The sequence below is a fragment of the Acinetobacter johnsonii ANC 3681 genome, assembly GCF_000368805.1.
Taxonomy (GTDB): Bacteria; Pseudomonadota; Gammaproteobacteria; order Pseudomonadales; family Moraxellaceae; genus Acinetobacter; species Acinetobacter johnsonii.
In genome coordinates this window covers 199,286-219,280 of record NZ_KB849705.1, presented here as the reverse complement: position 1 = coordinate 219,280, position 19,995 = coordinate 199,286, and the positions used below count along the sequence as shown (strand labels likewise).

Below are 19,995 nucleotides of genomic sequence, written 5' to 3'. Positions count from 1 at the left end.
TTATGTCAATAGAGATAATTATAAATATCGCAAAAAAGATAAATATGATTTAATAGATAAAATAAAACCCACCGTAGTGGTGGGTTGGGTGGAGTTTGTTATGAGTGAAAAAAAAGAAATTGCGATTATCCCAAAAGGCTCTTATGTAAGCATTATGGGTTGTCGGTTCACATTGCTTGAAGATACTCAAGTGGAGGCGAACCAAACCAACTTAGACTACATACTCAAAGATCAGGAAAACTTTGACAAAGGCATAGGCGTTGTTGGTGATATGCCTAGTTCCCAACATTCGTAGCTTTCTGCAACCAATTAGGAACAGTCTCTGGCAAATTTACATATGACCATTCTCTAATATCTAACTTCAAAACAAGTATGGAGTCGTCATTGTCGGCAAAACCGTGTAAAGCCATTCGAATCTGCGTTGCAGTCAAAGAGGATTGAATAACATATTGAGATAACGTACATTTTACATAGCGGTTGCTCGATACTTTTACAATCCCTTCTTGAAACTTCGCATAATCTTTCTTCTTATTTAAGTCATATGTAACTGTATAAAAAGCCATATTTTCCTCCACCCGATCTGTACTAAAGGACTGCGTCGGGTTCGCAGTTTTTTTACTAGTAAGACTTACAAAGTGCACCTGTATATCTGTAGTTGGTTACAAATCCATTAATTAGTTTAAATTCGAGTTTGCAATCAACTCCATAAGAACCACCAGTAGTATTGGTGTAAACAGTATTGCCTGATACCGTTGAAACACTGTTTCTCGGCAATGTAATTGTGTCACTCTGGTAATATTCTAAAATCTCAAAAGATTCGGATTTATATTCTTTGGCTGGTATACCCATTTCATCAATAAGTTGTTCTTTTGATAAACCTTTTTTGGCTTCCATTCTTTTCTCAAAATTCCCTGTAGTCGCACAGCCCGCAAACAATGCAGAAAATATAAGGGCGAATAATGTTTTTTTGTTCACTACCAACTCTCCATGGATTGCCAAGACCATGCCCAACCGATAACTTCAAACTGCTGGTCTATGATTTCTTGTGCTGTTAATCGTTCTTCTGGGTATTCAACGGTATTGTCACTCACAATTCGGACACCGCCTAAAGGTAACTGGTAAAGTCTTTTAAACTTAAATAGACCACCATGACAGATAGCAAATACTTTCCCATCTTTAATTTGAGTTCGACCTAGATCCACATAGACAATGTCTTTATCTTTTATTGTTGGAAGCATTGAATGGCCGCTTGCAGGGAATGCAGCGCAATTACTTCTACTAATATTGCGTTCTAATAGAGGCTGTTTTTTGACTTTAAGTGTTTTGGCATCTCTTTCAAGCACTTCACCAAATGAACCAAACCCACAAGATATTGGAAGTTCATCATAAAACTTAATTTCTATTTCATCTTCACTCGTTTCTGAGTTTTTGCCCACTTTATCTAGAATAGGCAGAGCATCTTCACCCAAAAGTAAATATTGGGGATTCGTGCCTAATGCAGATGCAATTGCCTGCATATTTGCAGCAGAAGTGCTTTTTTTATCATTCTCTAAATCTGAAATCGTAGATTGACCAACGCTAGCTTTTTTAGCTAATGCAGGCTGCGACATTCCTAGTGATCTACGCAATGCTCGTATGCGATTTCCTACCGACATAAAGATGACCTCTTTTTATTTATCGCTATTGTGATGCAAAACAATATCGCAATGGCGGTTGATTTTTGTTGATTAAATATCGCAATAAAGATAAATTATCAGAACTACGATATTTTAAAGGTTATGGCTATGACTAACTGGAGCCAATTAATTAGTGATCTTCAAGACAAGAAAAAAGGAAATATGACGCAAATGGAAATTGCTAAACGAGTTCCATGTTCTCAGAACTACATTAGCGACCTTAAAACAGGTAAGAAGGGCAAGCGCATCTCGCATGACATAGCAGAAGGTTTGAAGAAGTTGCATGAACAAATCATTCATCCAGCAGCGTAACGGTGAGTCCATGTCTGAAAAACTCACCGAGAGCATCACTTTTAAATGCACGCATGAAGAAAAGCGTAATTTAGAAGCTATCGCTAAGTCTGAAAACAAAACCTTATCTGAGCATTTAAGGGGTTTAGGCATATCGAATATCTCTGCAATTCGGGAACGCTTAAATAATCTCGCATCACTCATGCGTCTGACCACAGATACCGTAGACACATCTTTTGAACTTCAAGCCCCTCCACGCTTTATCGATGTCACACCAAAACCACAGGCACAAAAAAAAGCCCAATTGCTCGAACAATTGGACTTTCTTGCCGTTCACTCCGAAAAGTAAACGAGGTTGGAAACCGATGTTGAATTTAACACGAAGAGTGGGGGCTGTGAAGATATGAATACTGCACAAGTTATTCCATTTCAAAAGCCACCACAGCCAAAGCAAGAGGCTGGAAAAAGCATGTATAGCGATAAGTTTGTACAAGGCTATGTAATGTCTAGCCGATTGTACCGAAAGGAGGTCTGGCCGTTTCTAAGTGATGCGGCTAGAAATGTATATGAGCAGCTTGAAAACTGGATCAATGGACAGTTAAAGGAAACTGACCACATAAGTCACAGACAAATCCAAGGTGGGGAGCTAAAAGGCTCTAACAAGCTCAGTTCCGCTACAGTCTCATCTGGATTAAAGGAACTAATTTGGTTTGAAGTAGTAACTGTTATTGAGAAAAATAATCGGATTGGCAATAAATATAGAATTAATGAAGTATCACTGGTTGAGTATTTTGAGCAGTTCAGTGCTTTAGAAATTAAAGCACTGCGCTTTAGTAATGAAAGCGCTTCAATTAGTGAAGCGCTTCAATTAGTGAAGCGCCAGCCCATCAGTAACGAAAGCGCCAGCGCTTCAGGTAGTGGTGCATCAATAGATATTCCTTTAGATTCTTTAGAATTTAAAAAAAGAACTTCCTCTGTGGATAACTCAGAAACAGAAATCTTTAACGATTCTGTCGAATACCACGAGGACAATAAAAATCTGTACAGCTTGAGAGAGCTTGCAGGTGTCTACACGATTCAAACTGATCTTGCTGACCAAGCAAAACGGATCAATCCAAAACTTGATGATTCAAAAATTCTGAGTGAGTTAAAAAACTTTGCACAGTGGTCTACCAGTCGAGAAAAAACCACGGCGCAAGGTTGGATGAATTATTGGATTTACCGTATTCAAAAACTTTCAACGACCAAAGCGAAATCTTCAAAACCGAAAAGCAAAGGCTTGTCAGATGCACAACTGAATTACTTCGTTTCAGAGCTGTGCAATTACCAAAGCTTCAAATCAAAGCACTCAAACGTCGGTGAATCTCAAAAAGCATTCGAAACCCGGATTAGCTCAAACATCCGTAAACCTGAATACGCAGATACCTATGGTCCATATCTGCATGAGCTTGGTTTTGTGGTTGATCTAGGGGCAAGCCTATGAACTCTCAAAGCAAACCTGTAGGGGCAACTCACTACGAAGCAGACGGCACAGTTTGGAAAAACGAAAAAGGACTTTGGATGTTTTGGCGTGAGGGCTGGGGATGGTGTCAGTACGTTGGTAAGGCCAGTCATGCATTCCTGAATAAATTAACTGAAATCGGGGCTTAATCATGAGAATGAGCGAAAGAGAGCTAGAACTTCATTTAAAACGCCATGAAAAGCGAAAAAATCAAGCCTTGTTGCGATTTAAAACCGAAAATGATGCAAAGGTACGTGAAGCAAACAAACAAGTCTTAGACGCGATTACAGAGCCAAATACGAAAGGAGAGGGAAAAGTAATTTTAAAGTGTGAAATTCCATCTACACCACCATCGGTAAACAATTATTGGGTGGGTACTGGACGTACATGCAAAGTTAGTGACCGTGGTCGTGATTTTCATGACCTCGTCGCTATGACTATCCCTCAATTAAACACCATGGCACGTCTAAAACTAGATGTGACTTTTCACTTTCCCAATAAACAACGCCGTGACATCGACAATTTCTTAAAAGCGACCATCGATAGCCTAGTGAAATGCGGCTTGTGCGTAGACGACGAACAATTCGATGAATTAAGCGTAAAGCGCGGTGAAGTCATCAAAGGCGGTCTTATAAAAATTATAGTTTTGGAGCTTCAAAAATGAGTGATTTAGTTGTTGATTCTATAGTGTTTGCACAGTCTCCTCGCGCGCGCACGCGTTTCATCAATCAGCGTACGAAAAAGAAGGTCAAAGAATTTCTAGTCAAACGCCGTGGATATAAGCGTCCAGACTTCAACCGAATGATCTTGGATTTAGGCCGTTTGAAATGGACACACGAGAAGATTGCAGACGTGTTGCCAGTGTCTAGCGCTTCTACCGTCTCAGAATGGGCTAGAGGCGGTATTCCGAACTATGACAATGGGGATGCACTGATTGAGCTTTGGCGTTCAGAGACAGGTATTCAGCGCTTTCCACGTGATGGAGAGTGGGCAACGTACAAGTACAAGATCGGGCAGTTGGATATGTTTGATGATTGGGACGAGTTGGACGGTGTTATTGAGCAGTTGGATAACAGCTAAAAAATCCAATACGTTTGTATGTTGATGATTTTTTGAGTATAAAGCTTTTAATAATTTAAAAAGGTATTCCATTTCATGAATCAAATAGACGTACTCTTAACCAATTTGAATATTGCTAAGGAATATAGATTAACCTCTCCTGGTAATATATCTGCCCAAGCAGGTTGGGCAAAAGTTACGGGTATAAAAGAAAATATTCCATTGCTAAGAAGAATGAATGAGCTAACAAATATTGCTTTAAAACTTGACGCTGATTTTAAATTAGAAAATGAAATTGATGGTGAGGAGCATGAGAGTGATTGGGTAAGTGAAGTAATTAGCGGTCTTAGTTTGTATGGAAGTTTTGTAAGTAACATTGATCAAATACACAATCATACTTTCACTATTATTCGAAAGAGTGTCCGAAACTGGAACCATGGCTATACAGTACAATCTAAATTAGATGAAGCAAAAATTAAGGAGTTTCTTAGTACGTTAATTGAGGAACGAAATTCAATTCTTTTTGATGATACGTTAACATACGAATTAAAAAAAATCCTATTGAAAGAAATAGATAAATTAATATATTCATTAGAAAATTTTTCAATTATGGGTGAAGAGTTTTTAAAAGAAGCTGTTACTGATTTTTACTCAGAAGCATTTTTTAATAAAGATGTACAGCAGTTTTATCGGGACAGACCAAGTTTTAAAGATGTAATTGATGCAATTTCAGCGTGCATTACAATTGGTCCTTTTGCAGCTCAAACTGGTATTTTATTACTGGGTCTAGCTTCAGATGTTGTTACAAAAATTAGTTTATGAAATTTGTCATAAGTTTAGCTCAGTTTAGAACAACTGAGCTTTTTTAATATAATTAAATTTAGATCTAGGCTGCATAAATATATGTTTGAGTATTTTGTTAATTTTTCGACATGGGCTGAGGGTAACTCAGGGCAGATTCAGATTGTGATTGCTGCGGTTGCTATTTGGTATGTACTCAAACAAATAAAAATATCCAACAATCAGACTAATTTATCGTTAGATCAGACCAAAATATCAATTGCACAAATGGATAAGTTGAATAATGAGAGGCTATTCGAGCTTAGGTTAAGATTAAAAATAAGAATAGGCGATCATTCTAAGACTTTAATGGAGTTGCAAGATGCTACTAATGATCTAAGCTCACGACTCCTAGCTCTTTCAATAGATACAAAGGAAAATCACCCTGAAAGTTTTGATGTTATAGAAGATATGATTAAGTGTTGGAGAGAATCTTCAATACAATCAGCGTGGGATATCATTAAAGAAAAGATGCAGGAAAATAGAGAATATTTAAAGAAGATTGCCACAACAAAAGATATATCTTTAATGGAAGAAATTTTAGATAAAGTTGAACAAAACCAAGTGATTTATCAATCTAAAATGCATGAAATTAGGAGTCTTGATGCGCATGTAACCAAAGTTTGGATGCCAATGAATATGGGGATATCTGAAGCGTTGAGACGCATGTATAATTTTGAGTAAATCACCCAACAAACCGATACACGAAACCCCGCACATTAGCCCTATCAACCAATGATGGGGCTTTTTTATGGCTACTACACCACGCAAGACACAAACACCAGGTGCAAAAAAAGAAACAACGACCACGGCGCAGACCTCAACAGATGAAGTAATGGATGCTGTGCTGGGGAAAGCTGATGCTGTTAAAGAAGCACCAGAGAAGCCTCAAACCGCAGAAGATGTACTTGCAGAAATCCTCAGCGGTGAGGATTTAGGCGAAACCCAAGAGGGTCAAGATCCAACAGTTGAAGCACCTGAGGGTTTCATTTCTTTAGAGCAATTTGATGCTGTTGCTGCACAACTTGCCATTAAAGAAGAAGAACTAAAAGGCGTAACGGCTGAGCTTGTTGCTGCACGTAAGCAAGTCGTCAAGCTTACTGGCGGTCAAACACAGCAACCAACAACCCAAGCAGTAACACCAGTCCGTAAAAAGCCTGTACTTACCGCTAAAGGCTGGTCAGTGGAGGATTAACCATGTGCGGAAAACCAAAAATCGTTCAACAAGATCCTGAGGGTGATGCACTTAAAGCTGCTGAAAAAGCGACTGCTGAAGCAAATGCTAAACGTGCTGGTCGACGTACTGCAAATACAGACAGCCGAAGTGTTCTTGGTTCCAAAACTGAAAGCAAAACAACTCTAGGCGGTGGTGGCTAATGGAAAATGACGCTCGTATTTATTGTGCTCGCTTAGGTCAGCTTAAATCTGCGCGTGCGTTACATGAATCACATTGGGCAGAATGCTACCGATACGGAGCACCTGAGCGTCAACAAAGCTTTAGTGGTTCAGATGTGAAGAATCAGCGCGAGACTGAACGTGCTGATCTGTACGATTCAACAGCGGCAGACTCGGTTCAAGTGCTTGTTTCAATGATCATGAACGGCGTAACACCTGCGAACTCTATTTGGTTCAAAGCTCAACCTGATGGCATTGACGATCTTGCAGAGCTTACAGAGGGTGAACGCTGGCTAGAGGATGTCTGCCAATTTATGTGGCGCAATATCCATGCATCAAACTTTGACAGCGAGAACTTCGATACGCTCACAGACGTTGTAACGGCTGGTTGGGGCGTGATGTATGTCGATATTGACCGTGTGGCGCAGGGCGGTTATGTCTTTGAATCATGGCCTATAGGTTCGTGCTTCATTGGTTCAACTCGCGCAGATGGCTTGATTGATACGATTTATCGTGAACATGAAATGACGGCTCAAACCATGGTGAATACATACGGTGAGAGCAATTGTCATCACTCAGTCGTATCAGTAGCAACAGAGAGTCCAGACACAAAGTTCAAGTTATTACACGTCATTCAACCACGTAAACAAACAGGTGCAGGGCAGATCAATAAAGCTATGCCTTTTGCCTCGTATCACATCGATATCAGCAATAAGCAGATGTTAAAAGAATCGGGGTATCACGAGTTCCCTTGTTCTGTACCACGTTTGCGTAAATTGCCAGGTTCTGTTTATGGCAATGGTCAAATGTCTTTGGCTTTACCTGACGCCAAAACAGCAAATGAACTTGTCAAAAACACTGTACGTGCTGCTGATCTACAAATCGGTGGATTGTGGATAGCACAAGATGATGGCGTCTTAAATCCTCATACGGTTCGCATTGGTCCACGTAAAGTTATTGTTGCTAATAGTGTTGATTCTATGAAGCGCTTGGATGATGGAACAAATTTCCAAATTGCAGATTACCTTCTGACCAGTCTACAAGGCGGTATTCGTCGCAAGCTCATGGCTGATCAATTGCCACCAATCGGCACCAGTCAAATGACGGCAACAGAGATTAATACCCGTGTTGAAATGATCCGCCAGTTGTTAGGACCTATGTATGGTCGTCTACAAGCTGAGTATCTACGCAGTATTTTAGATCGCTGTTTCGGACTGGCATTGCGTGATAACGCTTTAGGTGATGCACCTGAAGAACTTTGGGGTCGCAATCTTTCATTCAAGTTTGTGTCACCACTGGCACGTAGTCAGCGCATGGAAGAAGTCTACGCAACTGAGCAATACATTATGAGTCTTTCAAGCATTGCTCAAGTCGATCAAACCATTCTCGATAACGTCGATTTTGATGCTGTTGCGGTGCTCACAGGAACAGGGCGCGGCGTCCCTCAAACCATTATGCGTACAGCTGATGAAGTTCAACAGCTACGCCAAGCACGTCAAAAAGCACAGGAAGAACAAGCACAGGCACAACAGCAGGCGGCAATGATGGATAAGGCTGGTGATGCTATTGCAAAGGGTATGGGTAATCAAATGGCTCAGATGCCAACTGAGGTGATGCAATGATCTTAATTATCGCCGTGTTAGCCATTTTTTTATTGATTGCATGCGTAGCGCTTTGGTCATCCTACCAAGAGCGAAACATGCTCAAACAGCAGCTTAGAGATGAACAAGAAGCTAAAGCTAAGTTACTTCCAAAAGATGAGTCTAAAGATCCTGAAGTTGAAACAGGTATCCAGGTCAAACGGCGCTATTACCGTCCAGTGACAGCGGAAACCTACCGTAATTTATTTGATCTAGATGTAAATGGGGTGCGAGTTTTAGAGCATCTGACATCACTTTTCTGCAAATCAACATACGTGCGCGGTGGTCAAGACGCTGAGCGCGAGTCTTGCTTTAGAGCAGGCGAACGAAATGTTGTGGAATTCATTATTAAGCAAGTCAATCGTGCGAACGATCCGAACTATAAGGAAGAAACCCAGAGTAGCGAATGGGTTGAACAGTTTAATAAACGCACTAATCCAAACAACTATTGATCAAAGGAATAACACATGACTGAACAAGCAAACCAAGCTGAGACGAATCAAGAGCAGCAAAATCAAAACTCTATGATGGGTGGTCAAGACCATCATCAAGAAAATAACACTGCTGCAGATGATCAAAATCAAGGTGGTCAAGAAAATCTGCAAATCGGTGCACCTGAAACAATCGATGGTTATGAGGTCAATGTAGAAGGCTTTAATTATGACGATTTTAAAGCCATTCCTGAAAACCAAGAGTTCTTAGAGCGTGCGCGTGAAGCTGGTCTAAGTAGTGAGCATTTAGGCTTTCTACTTGAGGAGTATAACCAACTTATTCCAAGCCTTATGGAAGGTAATGCAGCACTAGACAATGAAGCGTGTATTACAGCAATGAAAGAAACGTGGGGTGGGGAAACAGATGCTAATTTTGGATTTGCACGAGCAGCTGCAAACAATGCAATTCAGAACGGCATTTTGACAGCGGAAGAAGTGAATAGCCCTGAGTTTGGTAACAATCCACTTGTCTTGAAAATGGCGGCTTATTTCGGCTCACAGCTCCAAGAAGATTCACCCCCTGCTAACACCCAACAAAGCGGTGCATTAGATGTTCAATCATTGATTGCATCAGAGGCATACATGAATGAACGTCATCCTGACCACAAGCGCGTATATGCCCAAGTTGAAAAACACTTTGCAAAGGCAAACACATAAGGGGTATAGCTAATGGCTACAGTGAACCAAAATAAAATTACAGCAGCGTTTGTACAGCAGTTTCATAACACTTATGAAGTTGCTGCAATGCAAAACGAATCACGCTTGCTTAAGACTTCGGTAAATCGCGGAGCGATTGAGGGTGAATCATTCACCATTAATGATATGGGGCAAGTTGAAATGCAGCCTTCTGGTGAGCGTTTCGGAGACACTAATTGGCAAATTCCAGATACTGGTGTTCGTACTGCCTTAATGTCTGATTTTGACTGCTTCATTCCAATTGAAAATCGTGATTTACCTAAGCTTAAAGCAACACCAAATGATAAATACATGAAGAACTTAATCAGTGCGCGTAACCGTAAAACTGATGACATTATTTATCAAGCCTTGGTTGGTGGTGTAACACGCACTACGGTCAATGATGCGGGTGTGAAATCTGTTGCAACGGTTAATTTACCAGTAGGTCAAATCATTCTTTCAGCGTTCGGCACATTGAAAGAAAAACTTGCCAAAGCTAAATCGCTTTTTCGTAAGAATGAAGTTGATGAGCATAACGGCGAGACACTTTACATCCTCTACACATCAACAATGTTGGAAGATATTTTGGGTGATACCACTTTAACTTCGGCCGACTACATGGCGGGTAAGATGCTGCAAGAAGGTGGTGTAGGTGGAAAATGGATGGGCTTCAACTGGATTCCATACGAAAAGTTAAACCAAGGTGCTACTGCAGGTGAATTGCGTACAGTGGCTTATTGTGGATCAGCTGTCCATTTTGGTGATGCTCCAATTACTGGGTTTGATATTTCGACTCGTCCAGACAAGAAAAACATCAAACAAGTTGGTGGCGTCCATTCATTTGGTGCAGGCCGTGCAAACGAATTAAAAGTAGTCGCAATTGACTTTACTGCATAAGTCGTAGCTTTGGCCTCACGCTTTACGAGCAGGGCGTGAGGTCTTTTTTAATAACTTAGAATGAGAAAATGACCATGAGTAATACAGAGCATCAAATTGAAAAAGAAATTCAAGACAAAGGATTAAATGCGCCACGCTTAACCCCTGAGATCATTGATTCAAAAATTGTAGGCGTTGAATATATTTTAACTCGTGATGTTTGTAAGCGTGATAATGGTGTTGAAATTTTTGATGCACCCGAACCACTTCAAACTTTAACTTTTTGCATTTTGACTTTAGAAAATGGCTTTACTGTTACAGGTGAGTCGGCATGTGCAAGCCCTGAAAATTTCGATGCTGAAATTGGTAAAAAGGTTGCCTACCAAAATGCACGTGAAAAGATTTGGCTGCTTGAAGGTTATTTACTTAAACAGCGCTTAAAAGAACAGTCTGATTCAATTTAAATCGAACTCTAACACCCAACAAACCCACTCTTAAAAGCCCTCAAGATCATTAAAACTTGAGGGCTTTTTCTATGACAACAACATCAATATCCATCTGCAATGAAGCGCTGAGCATGATTGGTGCTAAAGCAATTCAATCCTTTGAGGACAATACAGAAAACGCACGGCGTTGTGCTTCGATTTATGACTCTACACGCCGTGGTTTATTGCGTATGCATCCTTGGTCATTCGCCAAGAAACGTGCACAGCTTGCACCAGTGAGCACCCATCCTGCGTTTGGATACAGCAATGCATTCCCGTTGCCTAAAGATTTTTTGCGTCTATACGATTCAGGCCAGCATGAATACGAAATGGAAGGTCGCCACATTCTGGCCAACACACATCTAATCAACTTGGTTTATGTCCGTGATGAAGATAACGAAGAGCTTTGGGATTCTTTATTTTCTGAGTGCATGGCGCTGTATTTGGTAAGCAAGCTGGCAAAGCCCATTACGGGAAGCAATGCAGAAGCTGATAGCGCATGGCAGAAACTACAGAATATGCTGAAACAAGCACGTGCTATCAATGGTCAAGAACGACCTGCGCAAGACTTTGCAGCAGAGTACACGCCCCATTTGATAGGGGTACGCTACTAATGAAACAGGTCATCACTAAAAATAACTTTAGTGCTGGGGAGCTATCACCAACACTGTATACACGCACAGACATTCAACAGTATGGCAATGGTGTTAAGACCTTAAAAAATGTGATTCCACTTGTTGAAGGTGGTGTGCGTAAAAGACCAGGCACACTGTTTTTATCGGAACAGTTAAATGCAGTACGACTCATTCCATTTGTGGTCAATTCAGACAATGCATTTCTAATTGTTTTTAAGCCGAATTTAGTCGAGATTGTTAATCCGAAAACACTAGAAGTACTTGAAAGTATTGTTTCTCCATACACAGAGACACAGATACATGACATCCAGTTTGTACAATACCGGTATGAAATGTATCTCACGCATAGTGAAGTGCCTGTACATCGACTGCTATGTGATACAGCCTTTGATAACTGGCAGTTAAATCAGTTTGTTTACACCCATTTGCCGACCGACTCTGAAAATGCACGGTTTCCATTCCGAAAAGGAAAGCCCTCAGGTAAAGACATTGGTGCACTGGTATCTTTCACACTGAGCTCATATAACAACTGGGTGAGTACACAGGCTTATTTAGCAGCAGATGTAGTTATTTATGCTGGTAATTACTATCAGGCATTACGTGACAATACAGACAAGCAACCGAATGAAAGTGAACTAGATTGGGCACAGGTTACTGGTGAAGTCGGGGCTACATTCACGGCTGCTGATATTGGCAATTTGATTGAAGTGAATGGAGGGATTATTAAGATCACTCAATTTATTAATGCCGATCATGTAAACGGAGAAATCCTTAAAAAATTAGATGCTGACATCACAGCAATTGAACGTTCTTGGGCAATTTTGCCGCCAGCATTTAACGCTATGAATGGGTATCCAAGATGTTGCACATTCTTTAAACAGCGCTTAGTTCTATCGAACACTAAAAAAGCACCGAATAAGGTGTGGTTTAGTGCTGTCGGTGGCAATGGTAATTTTCTCGAGACTACAGAAGATGGGGATGCATTCAGCATTGTGTCTGCATCTGGCCTATCAAACAGTATCTTATTCTTAGAAGCTCAGCGCGGGGTAGTGTGTTTAACCTCAGGTGGTGAGTACATGATCGACTCGGACGGCGCATTAACTCCTACCACAGTAAACATCAATGAACACAGTGCATACGGTGCGTATCCTGTAACCCGACCTGAACGTGTGGGCAATGAGCTGCTATTTGTACAGCGTGGTGGTGAACGTGTACGGGCTTTAACCTATCGCTATGAAGTGGATGGTTTGGTATCACCTGAAGTCAGCTCCCTTTCTTCGCATATTGGAGAACAGCACGGCGGGGTCAATGAAATCTCCTACATGCAAGAACCTGAAAGTTTAGTGTGGCTTGTATTAGGCGATGGCAAAGTGGCCACAATTACTTTTAACCGTGATCAAGAGGTTTTGGCATGGGCACAGCACGACTTTAGCGGTGAAGTGATTAGCATGTGTTCTATCCCTACACAACTTGGTTCAGACCGTACATTTATGTTGGTGAAGCGATCAGATACCACGTGTCTTGAGGAAGTGTCTTTTAGTGCTTATGTGGACTCAGAACGCACATTGGTCGTGGATAGCGGACAAGTCGAAAAACCTAATCTACTTGATGAGGTTGTGGCATATCACCAAGGGGATGACTTTATTTATCAGACCAACTTTGAGGAGGATGGGGAACACTTAGTTGTGGGTGATGAACTAAACGGTGAAGGCATCAAAGTCGGTCAGCCGATTCACTGCAAAGTTGAGCTATTCCCACCTGAATTGAATCAAGCACCACTGTCTAGCATGTTGCATAAAGCTAAGGTCGACCGTACAGCATTCTTTTTTAACAACACCATTGCACCCGAGCTCAACGGTGAAATGATTGAGATTTTCACCTATGACGATAACCCACTTGCACCACGAAAGCCGCATACAGGCTATCACTTGGAAGAAGGTGGATCATGGGAGGATCTTCATAGAATCCCTTTAGTAATAACACACAACAAACCGCTGCCGTTTCACTTGCAAGCTATCACTATGCAGTTATCAATTAACGAGAAATAACCATGCGAGTGCGTACAGCTAAGCTTCCCGATGTGCCTGCTTTGGTTGCATTGGGGCAAGAATTTATTAAAGAAGCGCCCAACTATCATAATCGTCCATACATGGCCGATAAGGCAGCAGAGCATTTCACTCATTTAATTAATGGCGGCGGTGTGATTTTCATCGTTGAGCAAGATCTAGAAATCATGGGCGGTTTTGCAGGGCGTATCGGTGGTGACTGGTTCAATAACACCAAAATTGCCTTTGATGATGTGATGTATGTAAAGCCTGAATTTCGCAAAACAAGCGCAGCTTATGTACTCACTCAAACGTTCATTGGTTGGGCGGCTGCTATGGGTGTGAACCGAATCCAGTGCGGTACCACGACTGGTGTTGAATCTCGTGCTTGTATTCGACTCTATGAGCATTTCGGTTTTACACAATACGGCACTGTTTTGGATATGGAGCTATAAGCATGAATGATGTTATTCCAGTAGAAGAAAATATCTTAAAGCGAATTTTGGAAAACCGTGAACATCGAACTTACATCGAGGTTGTAAAGAGCATCCAAAATGTGATGCTAAAAGGTATTAGTGAAAACCATATTGATGAAGTAAAGCCACCAGTAATTCATCACTTTGGACCAGATATTTACATGCGACAAATGGATGCCAAAGCAGGTACTTTAGTGGTTAGTAAGATGCATAGTACCGAGCATTTTAATATTTTGCTTAAAGGTGCGGTTTCCTTAATCACAGAAGATGGGATTAAGGATGTCTACGCAGGTCAAATTATGCTTTCAAAGGCAGGGACTAAACGTATTGGCTATTTTCATGAAGATAGTTCGTGGCTCACGATTCATCCGACTAATGAGACAGACGTAGACCAGTTGGAAAAAGATATAACAATTCCAGAGGAAGAAATTGACGAATTTCTTGAGAGTATCGGCTACTCACATAAGGAGTTTATCGCATGAGTGTTGCTTATGTCGCTGCTGCGGCAGCAGTCGCAAGTGCCGCAATTACAGGTTATTCGAGTTATCAGAATAACAAAGCTGCAGGTGAACAAGCCGAAGCGGATGCGGATGCGCAAAAAGCTCGTGGTCGTTTGGAAGCAGAGCGCATCCGAAAGGAGAAAGAAAAAACCCAATCCGCTGCACGTGCTGCTTTGGCTCAGAATGGACTGGATGTGAATGAAGGCACTGCACTTGTGATCAATGATGAAATTGAACAGGCAGCAAATTACGATGCAAATATGGCTGAAGTTACAGGCTATAACTCCTCACAGCGATTGAAAGCACAAGCCAGCCAATTTAAAAACAATGCGAATACGGCAGCCGCTACAGGTGTTTTAAATACCGTTTCTGCGGGTGCTAGTGGCTACAGTGCTCTTACCCAGCAGACAAATAAAACGCAAGGTTCGACAAGTGGGGGGTGGAAATAATGCCAAGAATCCCGATGGGTAATTTTGGTAAAGCAATGCCAGAAGTTCAACGTATTGCTGTACCTCAAAACAACTTAGATCAGCTTGGTTCTGCAATTGGTAATCTTGGAAGTTCTGTACATGGTGCAGCTCAGGAAATCGATAAGCAAAAACAAGAGGCTGAGCTCAGTGCCAAACGCCTCGAGCTGTTCAACAACGACTTAGCCAAGCAAGAAGCGAAAGTTAAGCTTGATGACATCATGACCACTGAAATGAATGAGCAAGTTACGCTTGTGAAAAACGGTGTATCTAATGGTGATTACAATGCCAAGGCTGGGCAAGATGCTTTAAACAAATGGTCAGAAGATCGATACAAGCAAATTGAATCGGAACTCCCTGAGTTTGCGCGTCCAGATTTAAACAATTATTGGCGTGACAATGTGAACCGTCAGGCTTCAGGTTTATTGCCGTTGCAACTTCGTGCCGACCTGCAAAAGGGTGTTGTTCTAGCAGATCGCTACGGTGACATAGCTTCACGTTATGACCGTAAGCAAGGACGTGCATATTTAGAAACCAATCTCGCAAGTTTGAATCTACCTGCAGCGGATGTACAAGCACGGGTAAATGCCTTTGAATCAGGTCAAGACATTCTCGAAATTGAGGGTGCTATTTCCAGTGCTGTAGAGAATAAAGATACCAATTCATTGCACCAGTTGATTACCAAAATGGATAACGGTGGCTTTGGTTATACCGATGGTCAGACATTACAGCAAAAGAAAAATCAGGTTTTAAGCCGTATTGATGCAATTGATACCCAAGTACGAGTTGAAGAAAACAAGCGCAATTCAGAAGCAACCAAGCTTTTGAATGACTATAAAGCCAACGTACTAACAGGCCGTGCTCAAGATTCAGAATATGAGAGTAATGTGAGTAAGGCTGTAGCGGGAACGGAAAGCGAAACTGAGTTTAAATTTCTTCAACAGCAGTCAGTAAATTTTCAGCGTTTTGCCAATAAATCTACATCTGAACAGCAAAGATTGATTAACGAACAAAAAGCCAAAATGAAAAATACACCATCTGCTAATGCTGCAGATGAAGAGAAGATTTTGAATGCCTATGAGGATATTTATAAATCCAAGCTACAGACGGCTAAAACCAACCCTAATCAGGTTGTTCGTGAAGCGGGCTTGCAAGTGCATAGCTTAGGTGGGAACACGCTTAAAACGAATCCTAGTGAATGGATTGATGGTGCGGTGGATAACGGTATTAGTCAGTTATCTTTAAAAGATGCCAATATCACTTTAAAGCCCATTTCTGAGGAAGATTTGCCCGAAGCAAAGAAAGCCTTTGATGGTATGGGGGTCAATGAAAAGCTTAATTTTATTAGTGGTCTAATCTCTAAATCCAAAGGACATCCAAGAGGCGCAAGCATTTGGGGTTCGGTGTTGGGTCAGTTAGGTTCAGGGGATCAAAACTATGTAGCTGCTGGCCTTGCTGATATGAATAAATTTCAAAGTACTGAGGGACGTAAGCTTTCAACCTCCATCGTCAACGGCACACAAATTCTAAAAAACAAACAGCTCATCATGCCTAAGGATGCAGACTTAAAATCAGCATTTAACAACTATGTGGGCAATACCGTATCAGGTACGAGTGCTAATAATGCTTATAACGTATTCCGTGCAGTGTATGCCGATACCATGGAGGCACGAAATTTACAGCATGACAAAGCAGACGAGCTGCCGAATAAAGAGGTGCTGAAATTTGCTTTAAGTTTTGCAACAGGCGGTGTTCATCAACAGTCAGGAACACTTAAAAATTATATGGGTGGAAAGCTAGAGGATTGGAAAGTAGCTATGCCTTACGGAATGACCGATGACGCTTTTGAAAGTCGTCTCGATGCTGGTTATGCATCATTGGCCAAGCACACAGGCATGACCGAGGCAGAGCTTAAAACCTTACGTTTACGACAATCACCAGTGCGTAGCAAAAAGGGTGAAATTCAATACGATTTACTTAATGAGCGTGGAAACCCGTTGCAGATTGATGGTGTTAATTGGCGAATCATGATTAATGGAGCGACTAAATAATGAACTGGCTCAGTGAAATCGATGATAGCGAACAGCAATCTATCAATCAAATGAATGCAGGCGGTTTGGGTAAAGCACCAAAGCAACCTAAAAAAGAAGTAGGCTTATTTGATGGTGCTGCAACTGCTATTCCTCGTGGTGTGGCTGCGGGTGCGGTCAAGGTCTATGACACGGCTAAGAAACCTTTTGAGCGTGTTGCTGATCATTTGCAGTACTCCATTGATGATGTGCGAAATGGCGGCCTAGATGGGGCATTAGATGTACGTGAAAAATCATTTTCAGATGTACATGAAGAAAAGAACAAAGACCGCCGTGATGCTTTAGTGATGCAAGTTGAAGAACTTCAAGATGCGCCGAACTCAGGATTGGTCGGTAATATGCTTTTTGGTATTTCTGATATGGGTACACGTGTTTTGGCAGGTGCTCCACTTGGACCAGTGGGGGCAGCGCTGACAACTGGTGTAACCGAGGTGAATTACAGCCGTGAAGATTTAATTCAAAAAGGTGTTGATGAAGATACCGCAACTACAGCAGCCCTGATCGATGGTGGAGTTGCAGCGGCATCCACAGTACTTCCTTTAAGCTATGGTTTTAAAGGCACGGGTGGCGTTATTAAGGACGCAGCTCTATCAGTGGGTGGTGCAACAGCATTATCAACTGCGGGCCAATACGCAAGCGGTCAGGTGCTTGAGTCTGAGGGCTATGATAAACAGGCCAAAAAGTATGAAATCACTGGTGAATCAGTTGCTACCGATGTGGTTTTGAATACGCTTATGTTTGGTGGTGCACGTGGGGCAAGTCATTATTTAAATCGTACACCTGAGCAAGTGGAAGCTGACACAACGAAGGTGCAATCTGCTTTGGTTGCGAATGAGGTTGAATTTGATAATGCAGCTTCACCTGTTAAGCCATCGAATCCAGTGCAGACCAATAATCATTTCAAGAATATGGATGAGGCGCAAACCAATTTGCGTTTAGGTCGACCAGTCAACGTACAGCACAGCGTTAAGGGTGAGGAAAAGCAAAAGCCTGTTAATTATGATTCTATGGCTTTACCAAGTAACGCTAAGACTATTGCCCGCAAAGCCCAACAAGAGGGAGTGGATCCATCTGTAGCGCTAACCATTAGTCATATAGAAACTGGTGGCTCATTTAGTCATACAGCTAAAAATCCTACATCTTCAGCTCATGGATTGTTTCAGGTCATCGACAAGACGTGGAAAGGTCAGGGCGGTGGTGATCGAAATAATGTTGATGAGCAGATTCGAATGGGGTTGAAGCATATAAAAAATGCTAATGCATCTATGCGCAAAAGCTTAGGCCGTGAACCTGTAGCACATGAGCAATATTTAGGTCATTTACTTGGTGCGGGTGGAGCATCTACCGTATTAAAATCTGATCCAAATGCAAAGCTGATAGACGTTGTGCGTCAGTACGATTCAAAAAATGCAAATGCAATTGTAAATAACAACGGCATGAAAGGGCTAACGGTAGGTGAAGCCATTGGAAAATGGCGTAATAAATGGAATAGCTTAAGCTCTCGTTATGGTGGTAATGGTACAAGTACTGCAATGGGCATGGATGGTTCAAGTTATGACTTTGCATACGAGGTTAAATCTTTAGGTGAGTTGATTGCGTCTAATGATGCGGCTTATGGAGTAAACCCACTTTACCCAGCCGATCTACAACCACGTGACCGAACCCGCGAAGCATCACGCCAACAGATTGAGAATATGGCAGATGACTTAAAGCCTGAGTGGTTGGGAGAATCTGCAAAGCTTTCAGACGGTGCACCAATTATCGGCGTGGACAATGTTGTTGAATCAGGCAATGGTCGTACGCTGGCAATCAATCGTGCATATGAAACAGGCAAGGCAGACAACTATCGAGCTTATATTGAAAAGTATGCTGCTGAAAAAGGTTGGGATATTTCAGGGATTGATCGGCCTGTATTAGTCCGTACACGCTTAACAGATACTGACCGTGTGCAATTCACCAAGTTAGCAAATGAAGCCGATGTGGCGCAGTACAGTGCGTCTGAGCGTGCAACCAGTGACGTAGATCGTTTGCCTGATGCTTCATTACTGAAGATCAATAATGACGGTTCTATCAACTTAGATGGTTCGATGGACTTTATTCGCGGATTTGTAAATTCACTCCCGGAGTCCGAAAAGCCCAATATTTTGACCGATGATGGACGTTTGTCACAGGGCGGGAAACAACGGATTGAATCGGCAATTATGCAGAGTGCTTACGATGATTCTAGTCTTGTTACGAGACTATATGAAAACATCGACGATGATAGCAAAACCGTTTTAAATGCATTGCTTCGTGCGGCTCCCCAGTTGGCACAATTGGGTTCTTTGGTGAAACAAGGTGGGCGACATGCCAACACACTGGCAAAGGATTTATCACAAGCAGCTCAAAAGCTCAGTGACTTAAAGGCCAATGGTCAAACTGTAGATGATTATTTAAACCAAATTCAGCTCATCGATGATGGACTAAGTAATGGAGCGAAACAGTTTTTAAATGTGTTTGATACCAATAAACGCAGTTCTAAAGCCATTTCGGACAATATCCAAGGTGAGATTGATCACATCGATTCACTTGGTGATCCGCGTCAAGGCTCATTATTTGGTGATGGTCCTGAAGAGTCAGCGGCACTTGATATCATCATGCAAAACCCTGATCAGCATATCAGTGTGACCCGTTATGATCCTGACGGTAATCCCGAAGAAATCACTATGACTTTACGTGAAAGGCTGGATGAATTGGAAGCTGAAGCTAAACAAGCGCAGCAAGATACTTTAGCGGCTCAGACGGCTATTAGTTGTGCTTTACAGTTTGGAGAGTAAGTAGGATTTATTTTTCAATTGCATATGACTTTTATCC

Annotated in this window: 26 protein-coding genes; 23 read left to right on the top strand and 3 right to left on the bottom strand. The window is 41.7% G+C overall.

What is annotated here, in order from left to right:
* Positions 1–100: 100 nt before the first annotated feature.
* Positions 101–295: a hypothetical protein gene (locus tag F946_RS05310; RefSeq protein ID WP_004979921.1), complete on the top strand. Its 195-nt coding sequence runs from the start codon at positions 101–103 to the stop codon at positions 293–295.
* On the opposite strand, the gene F946_RS05305 is transcribed toward F946_RS05310, so the two are convergent.
* The 3 genes from F946_RS05305 to F946_RS05295 are packed head-to-tail and all read right to left on the bottom strand — an operon-like array spanning position 276 to position 1,655.
* Positions 276–563 (bottom strand): hypothetical protein, encoded by a 288-nt coding sequence (locus F946_RS05305; protein WP_004979918.1) that lies wholly within the window; start codon positions 561–563, stop codon positions 276–278. The genes F946_RS05310 and F946_RS05305 overlap by 20 nt on opposite strands.
* 55 nt (positions 564–618) lie before the next feature.
* Positions 619–975 carry a hypothetical protein gene (locus F946_RS05300; protein WP_004979917.1) on the bottom strand — a complete coding sequence of 119 codons (357 nt, stop codon included), beginning with the start codon at positions 973–975 and terminating at the stop codon, positions 619–621.
* On the bottom strand, positions 975–1,655 hold the full coding sequence (locus tag F946_RS05295) for an XRE family transcriptional regulator (RefSeq protein ID WP_004979916.1): 681 nt from the start codon (positions 1,653–1,655) through the stop codon (positions 975–977). The genes F946_RS05300 and F946_RS05295 overlap by 1 nt, the downstream gene beginning before the upstream one ends.
* A 129-nt stretch (positions 1,656–1,784) precedes the next feature.
* Between F946_RS05295 and F946_RS05290 the strand changes: the two genes are divergently transcribed.
* The 22 genes from F946_RS05290 to F946_RS05190 all read left to right on the top strand — a co-directional run bounded on the left by F946_RS05290 (position 1,785) and on the right by F946_RS05190 (position 19,958).
* On the top strand, positions 1,785–1,988 hold the full coding sequence (locus F946_RS05290) for a helix-turn-helix domain-containing protein (RefSeq protein ID WP_004979915.1): 204 nt from the start codon (positions 1,785–1,787) through the stop codon (positions 1,986–1,988).
* A 10-nt stretch (positions 1,989–1,998) separates the two neighbouring features.
* The gene (locus F946_RS05285; protein ID WP_035326825.1) at positions 1,999–2,316 is read left to right on the top strand and encodes a hypothetical protein; all 318 of its coding nucleotides are present in this window, start codon (positions 1,999–2,001) and stop codon (positions 2,314–2,316) included.
* 54 nt (positions 2,317–2,370) lie between these two features.
* Positions 2,371–3,450 carry a hypothetical protein gene (locus F946_RS05280; RefSeq protein ID WP_004979913.1) on the top strand — a complete coding sequence of 360 codons (1,080 nt, stop codon included), beginning with the start codon at positions 2,371–2,373 and terminating at the stop codon, positions 3,448–3,450.
* Positions 3,447–3,617 carry a hypothetical protein gene (locus F946_RS17240; protein ID WP_004979912.1) on the top strand — a complete coding sequence of 57 codons (171 nt, stop codon included), beginning with the start codon at positions 3,447–3,449 and terminating at the stop codon, positions 3,615–3,617. Before F946_RS05280 ends, F946_RS17240 begins: the two co-directional genes overlap by 4 nt.
* 2 nt (positions 3,618–3,619) lie before the next feature.
* On the top strand, positions 3,620–4,132 hold the full coding sequence (locus tag F946_RS05275; protein ID WP_004979911.1) for a RusA family crossover junction endodeoxyribonuclease: 513 nt from the start codon (positions 3,620–3,622) through the stop codon (positions 4,130–4,132).
* A complete protein-coding gene (locus F946_RS05270; protein WP_004979909.1) occupies positions 4,129–4,548 on the top strand; it encodes a hypothetical protein in 420 nt (139 codons plus the stop codon). The genes F946_RS05275 and F946_RS05270 overlap by 4 nt, the downstream gene beginning before the upstream one ends.
* A gap of 75 nt (positions 4,549–4,623) precedes the next feature.
* Positions 4,624–5,349: a DUF1744 domain-containing protein gene (locus F946_RS05265; protein WP_004979908.1), complete on the top strand. Its 726-nt coding sequence runs from the start codon at positions 4,624–4,626 to the stop codon at positions 5,347–5,349.
* Positions 5,350–5,430: 81 nt separating this feature from the next.
* Positions 5,431–6,051: a hypothetical protein gene (locus tag F946_RS16870; RefSeq protein ID WP_004979906.1), complete on the top strand. Its 621-nt coding sequence runs from the start codon at positions 5,431–5,433 to the stop codon at positions 6,049–6,051.
* A gap of 67 nt (positions 6,052–6,118) precedes the next feature.
* Positions 6,119–6,562 carry a hypothetical protein gene (locus F946_RS05255; RefSeq protein ID WP_004979903.1) on the top strand — a complete coding sequence of 148 codons (444 nt, stop codon included), beginning with the start codon at positions 6,119–6,121 and terminating at the stop codon, positions 6,560–6,562.
* A 2-nt stretch (positions 6,563–6,564) separates the two neighbouring features.
* Positions 6,565–6,744, top strand: a complete 180-nt coding sequence (locus tag F946_RS05250) for a hypothetical protein (RefSeq protein ID WP_004979902.1) — start codon at positions 6,565–6,567, stop codon at positions 6,742–6,744.
* Positions 6,744–8,384, top strand: coding sequence for a portal protein (locus F946_RS05245; protein WP_004979897.1), 1,641 nt, complete (start codon positions 6,744–6,746; stop codon positions 8,382–8,384). The genes F946_RS05250 and F946_RS05245 overlap by 1 nt, the downstream gene beginning before the upstream one ends.
* On the top strand, positions 8,381–8,854 hold the full coding sequence (locus F946_RS16865) for a Bbp19 family protein (RefSeq protein WP_004979895.1): 474 nt from the start codon (positions 8,381–8,383) through the stop codon (positions 8,852–8,854). Before F946_RS05245 ends, F946_RS16865 begins: the two co-directional genes overlap by 4 nt.
* A 15-nt stretch (positions 8,855–8,869) precedes the next feature.
* A complete protein-coding gene (locus tag F946_RS05235; RefSeq protein WP_004979893.1) occupies positions 8,870–9,550 on the top strand; it encodes a hypothetical protein in 681 nt (226 codons plus the stop codon).
* Between the two features lie 12 nt (positions 9,551–9,562).
* Entirely contained in the window at positions 9,563–10,465 is a 903-nt protein-coding gene (locus F946_RS05230; RefSeq protein WP_004979887.1) for a phage capsid protein, read from the top strand.
* 74 nt (positions 10,466–10,539) lie between these two features.
* Positions 10,540–10,908, top strand: coding sequence for a Gp49 family protein (locus tag F946_RS05225; protein ID WP_004979884.1), 369 nt, complete (start codon positions 10,540–10,542; stop codon positions 10,906–10,908).
* 71 nt (positions 10,909–10,979) lie between these two features.
* Positions 10,980–11,543 (top strand): phage connector family protein, encoded by a 564-nt coding sequence (locus F946_RS05220; protein ID WP_004979882.1) that lies wholly within the window; start codon positions 10,980–10,982, stop codon positions 11,541–11,543.
* Positions 11,543–13,612: a phage tail protein gene (locus tag F946_RS05215; RefSeq protein WP_004979881.1), complete on the top strand. Its 2,070-nt coding sequence runs from the start codon at positions 11,543–11,545 to the stop codon at positions 13,610–13,612. Before F946_RS05220 ends, F946_RS05215 begins: the two co-directional genes overlap by 1 nt.
* 2 nt (positions 13,613–13,614) lie before the next feature.
* Positions 13,615–14,064 carry a GNAT family N-acetyltransferase gene (locus tag F946_RS05210; protein WP_004979879.1) on the top strand — a complete coding sequence of 150 codons (450 nt, stop codon included), beginning with the start codon at positions 13,615–13,617 and terminating at the stop codon, positions 14,062–14,064.
* 2 nt (positions 14,065–14,066) lie between these two features.
* A complete protein-coding gene (locus F946_RS05205) occupies positions 14,067–14,567 on the top strand; it encodes a hypothetical protein (protein WP_004979878.1) in 501 nt (166 codons plus the stop codon).
* Positions 14,564–15,034, top strand: a complete 471-nt coding sequence (locus F946_RS05200; protein WP_004979877.1) for a hypothetical protein — start codon at positions 14,564–14,566, stop codon at positions 15,032–15,034. Before F946_RS05205 ends, F946_RS05200 begins: the two co-directional genes overlap by 4 nt.
* Complete coding sequence (locus F946_RS05195; protein ID WP_004979876.1) at positions 15,034–17,103, top strand: hypothetical protein; 2,070 nt, start codon at positions 15,034–15,036, stop codon at positions 17,101–17,103. The genes F946_RS05200 and F946_RS05195 overlap by 1 nt, the downstream gene beginning before the upstream one ends.
* Positions 17,103–19,958, top strand: a complete 2,856-nt coding sequence (locus F946_RS05190; RefSeq protein ID WP_004979875.1) for a hypothetical protein — start codon at positions 17,103–17,105, stop codon at positions 19,956–19,958. The genes F946_RS05195 and F946_RS05190 overlap by 1 nt, the downstream gene beginning before the upstream one ends.
* The last annotated feature ends 37 nt before the right edge of the window (positions 19,959–19,995 follow it).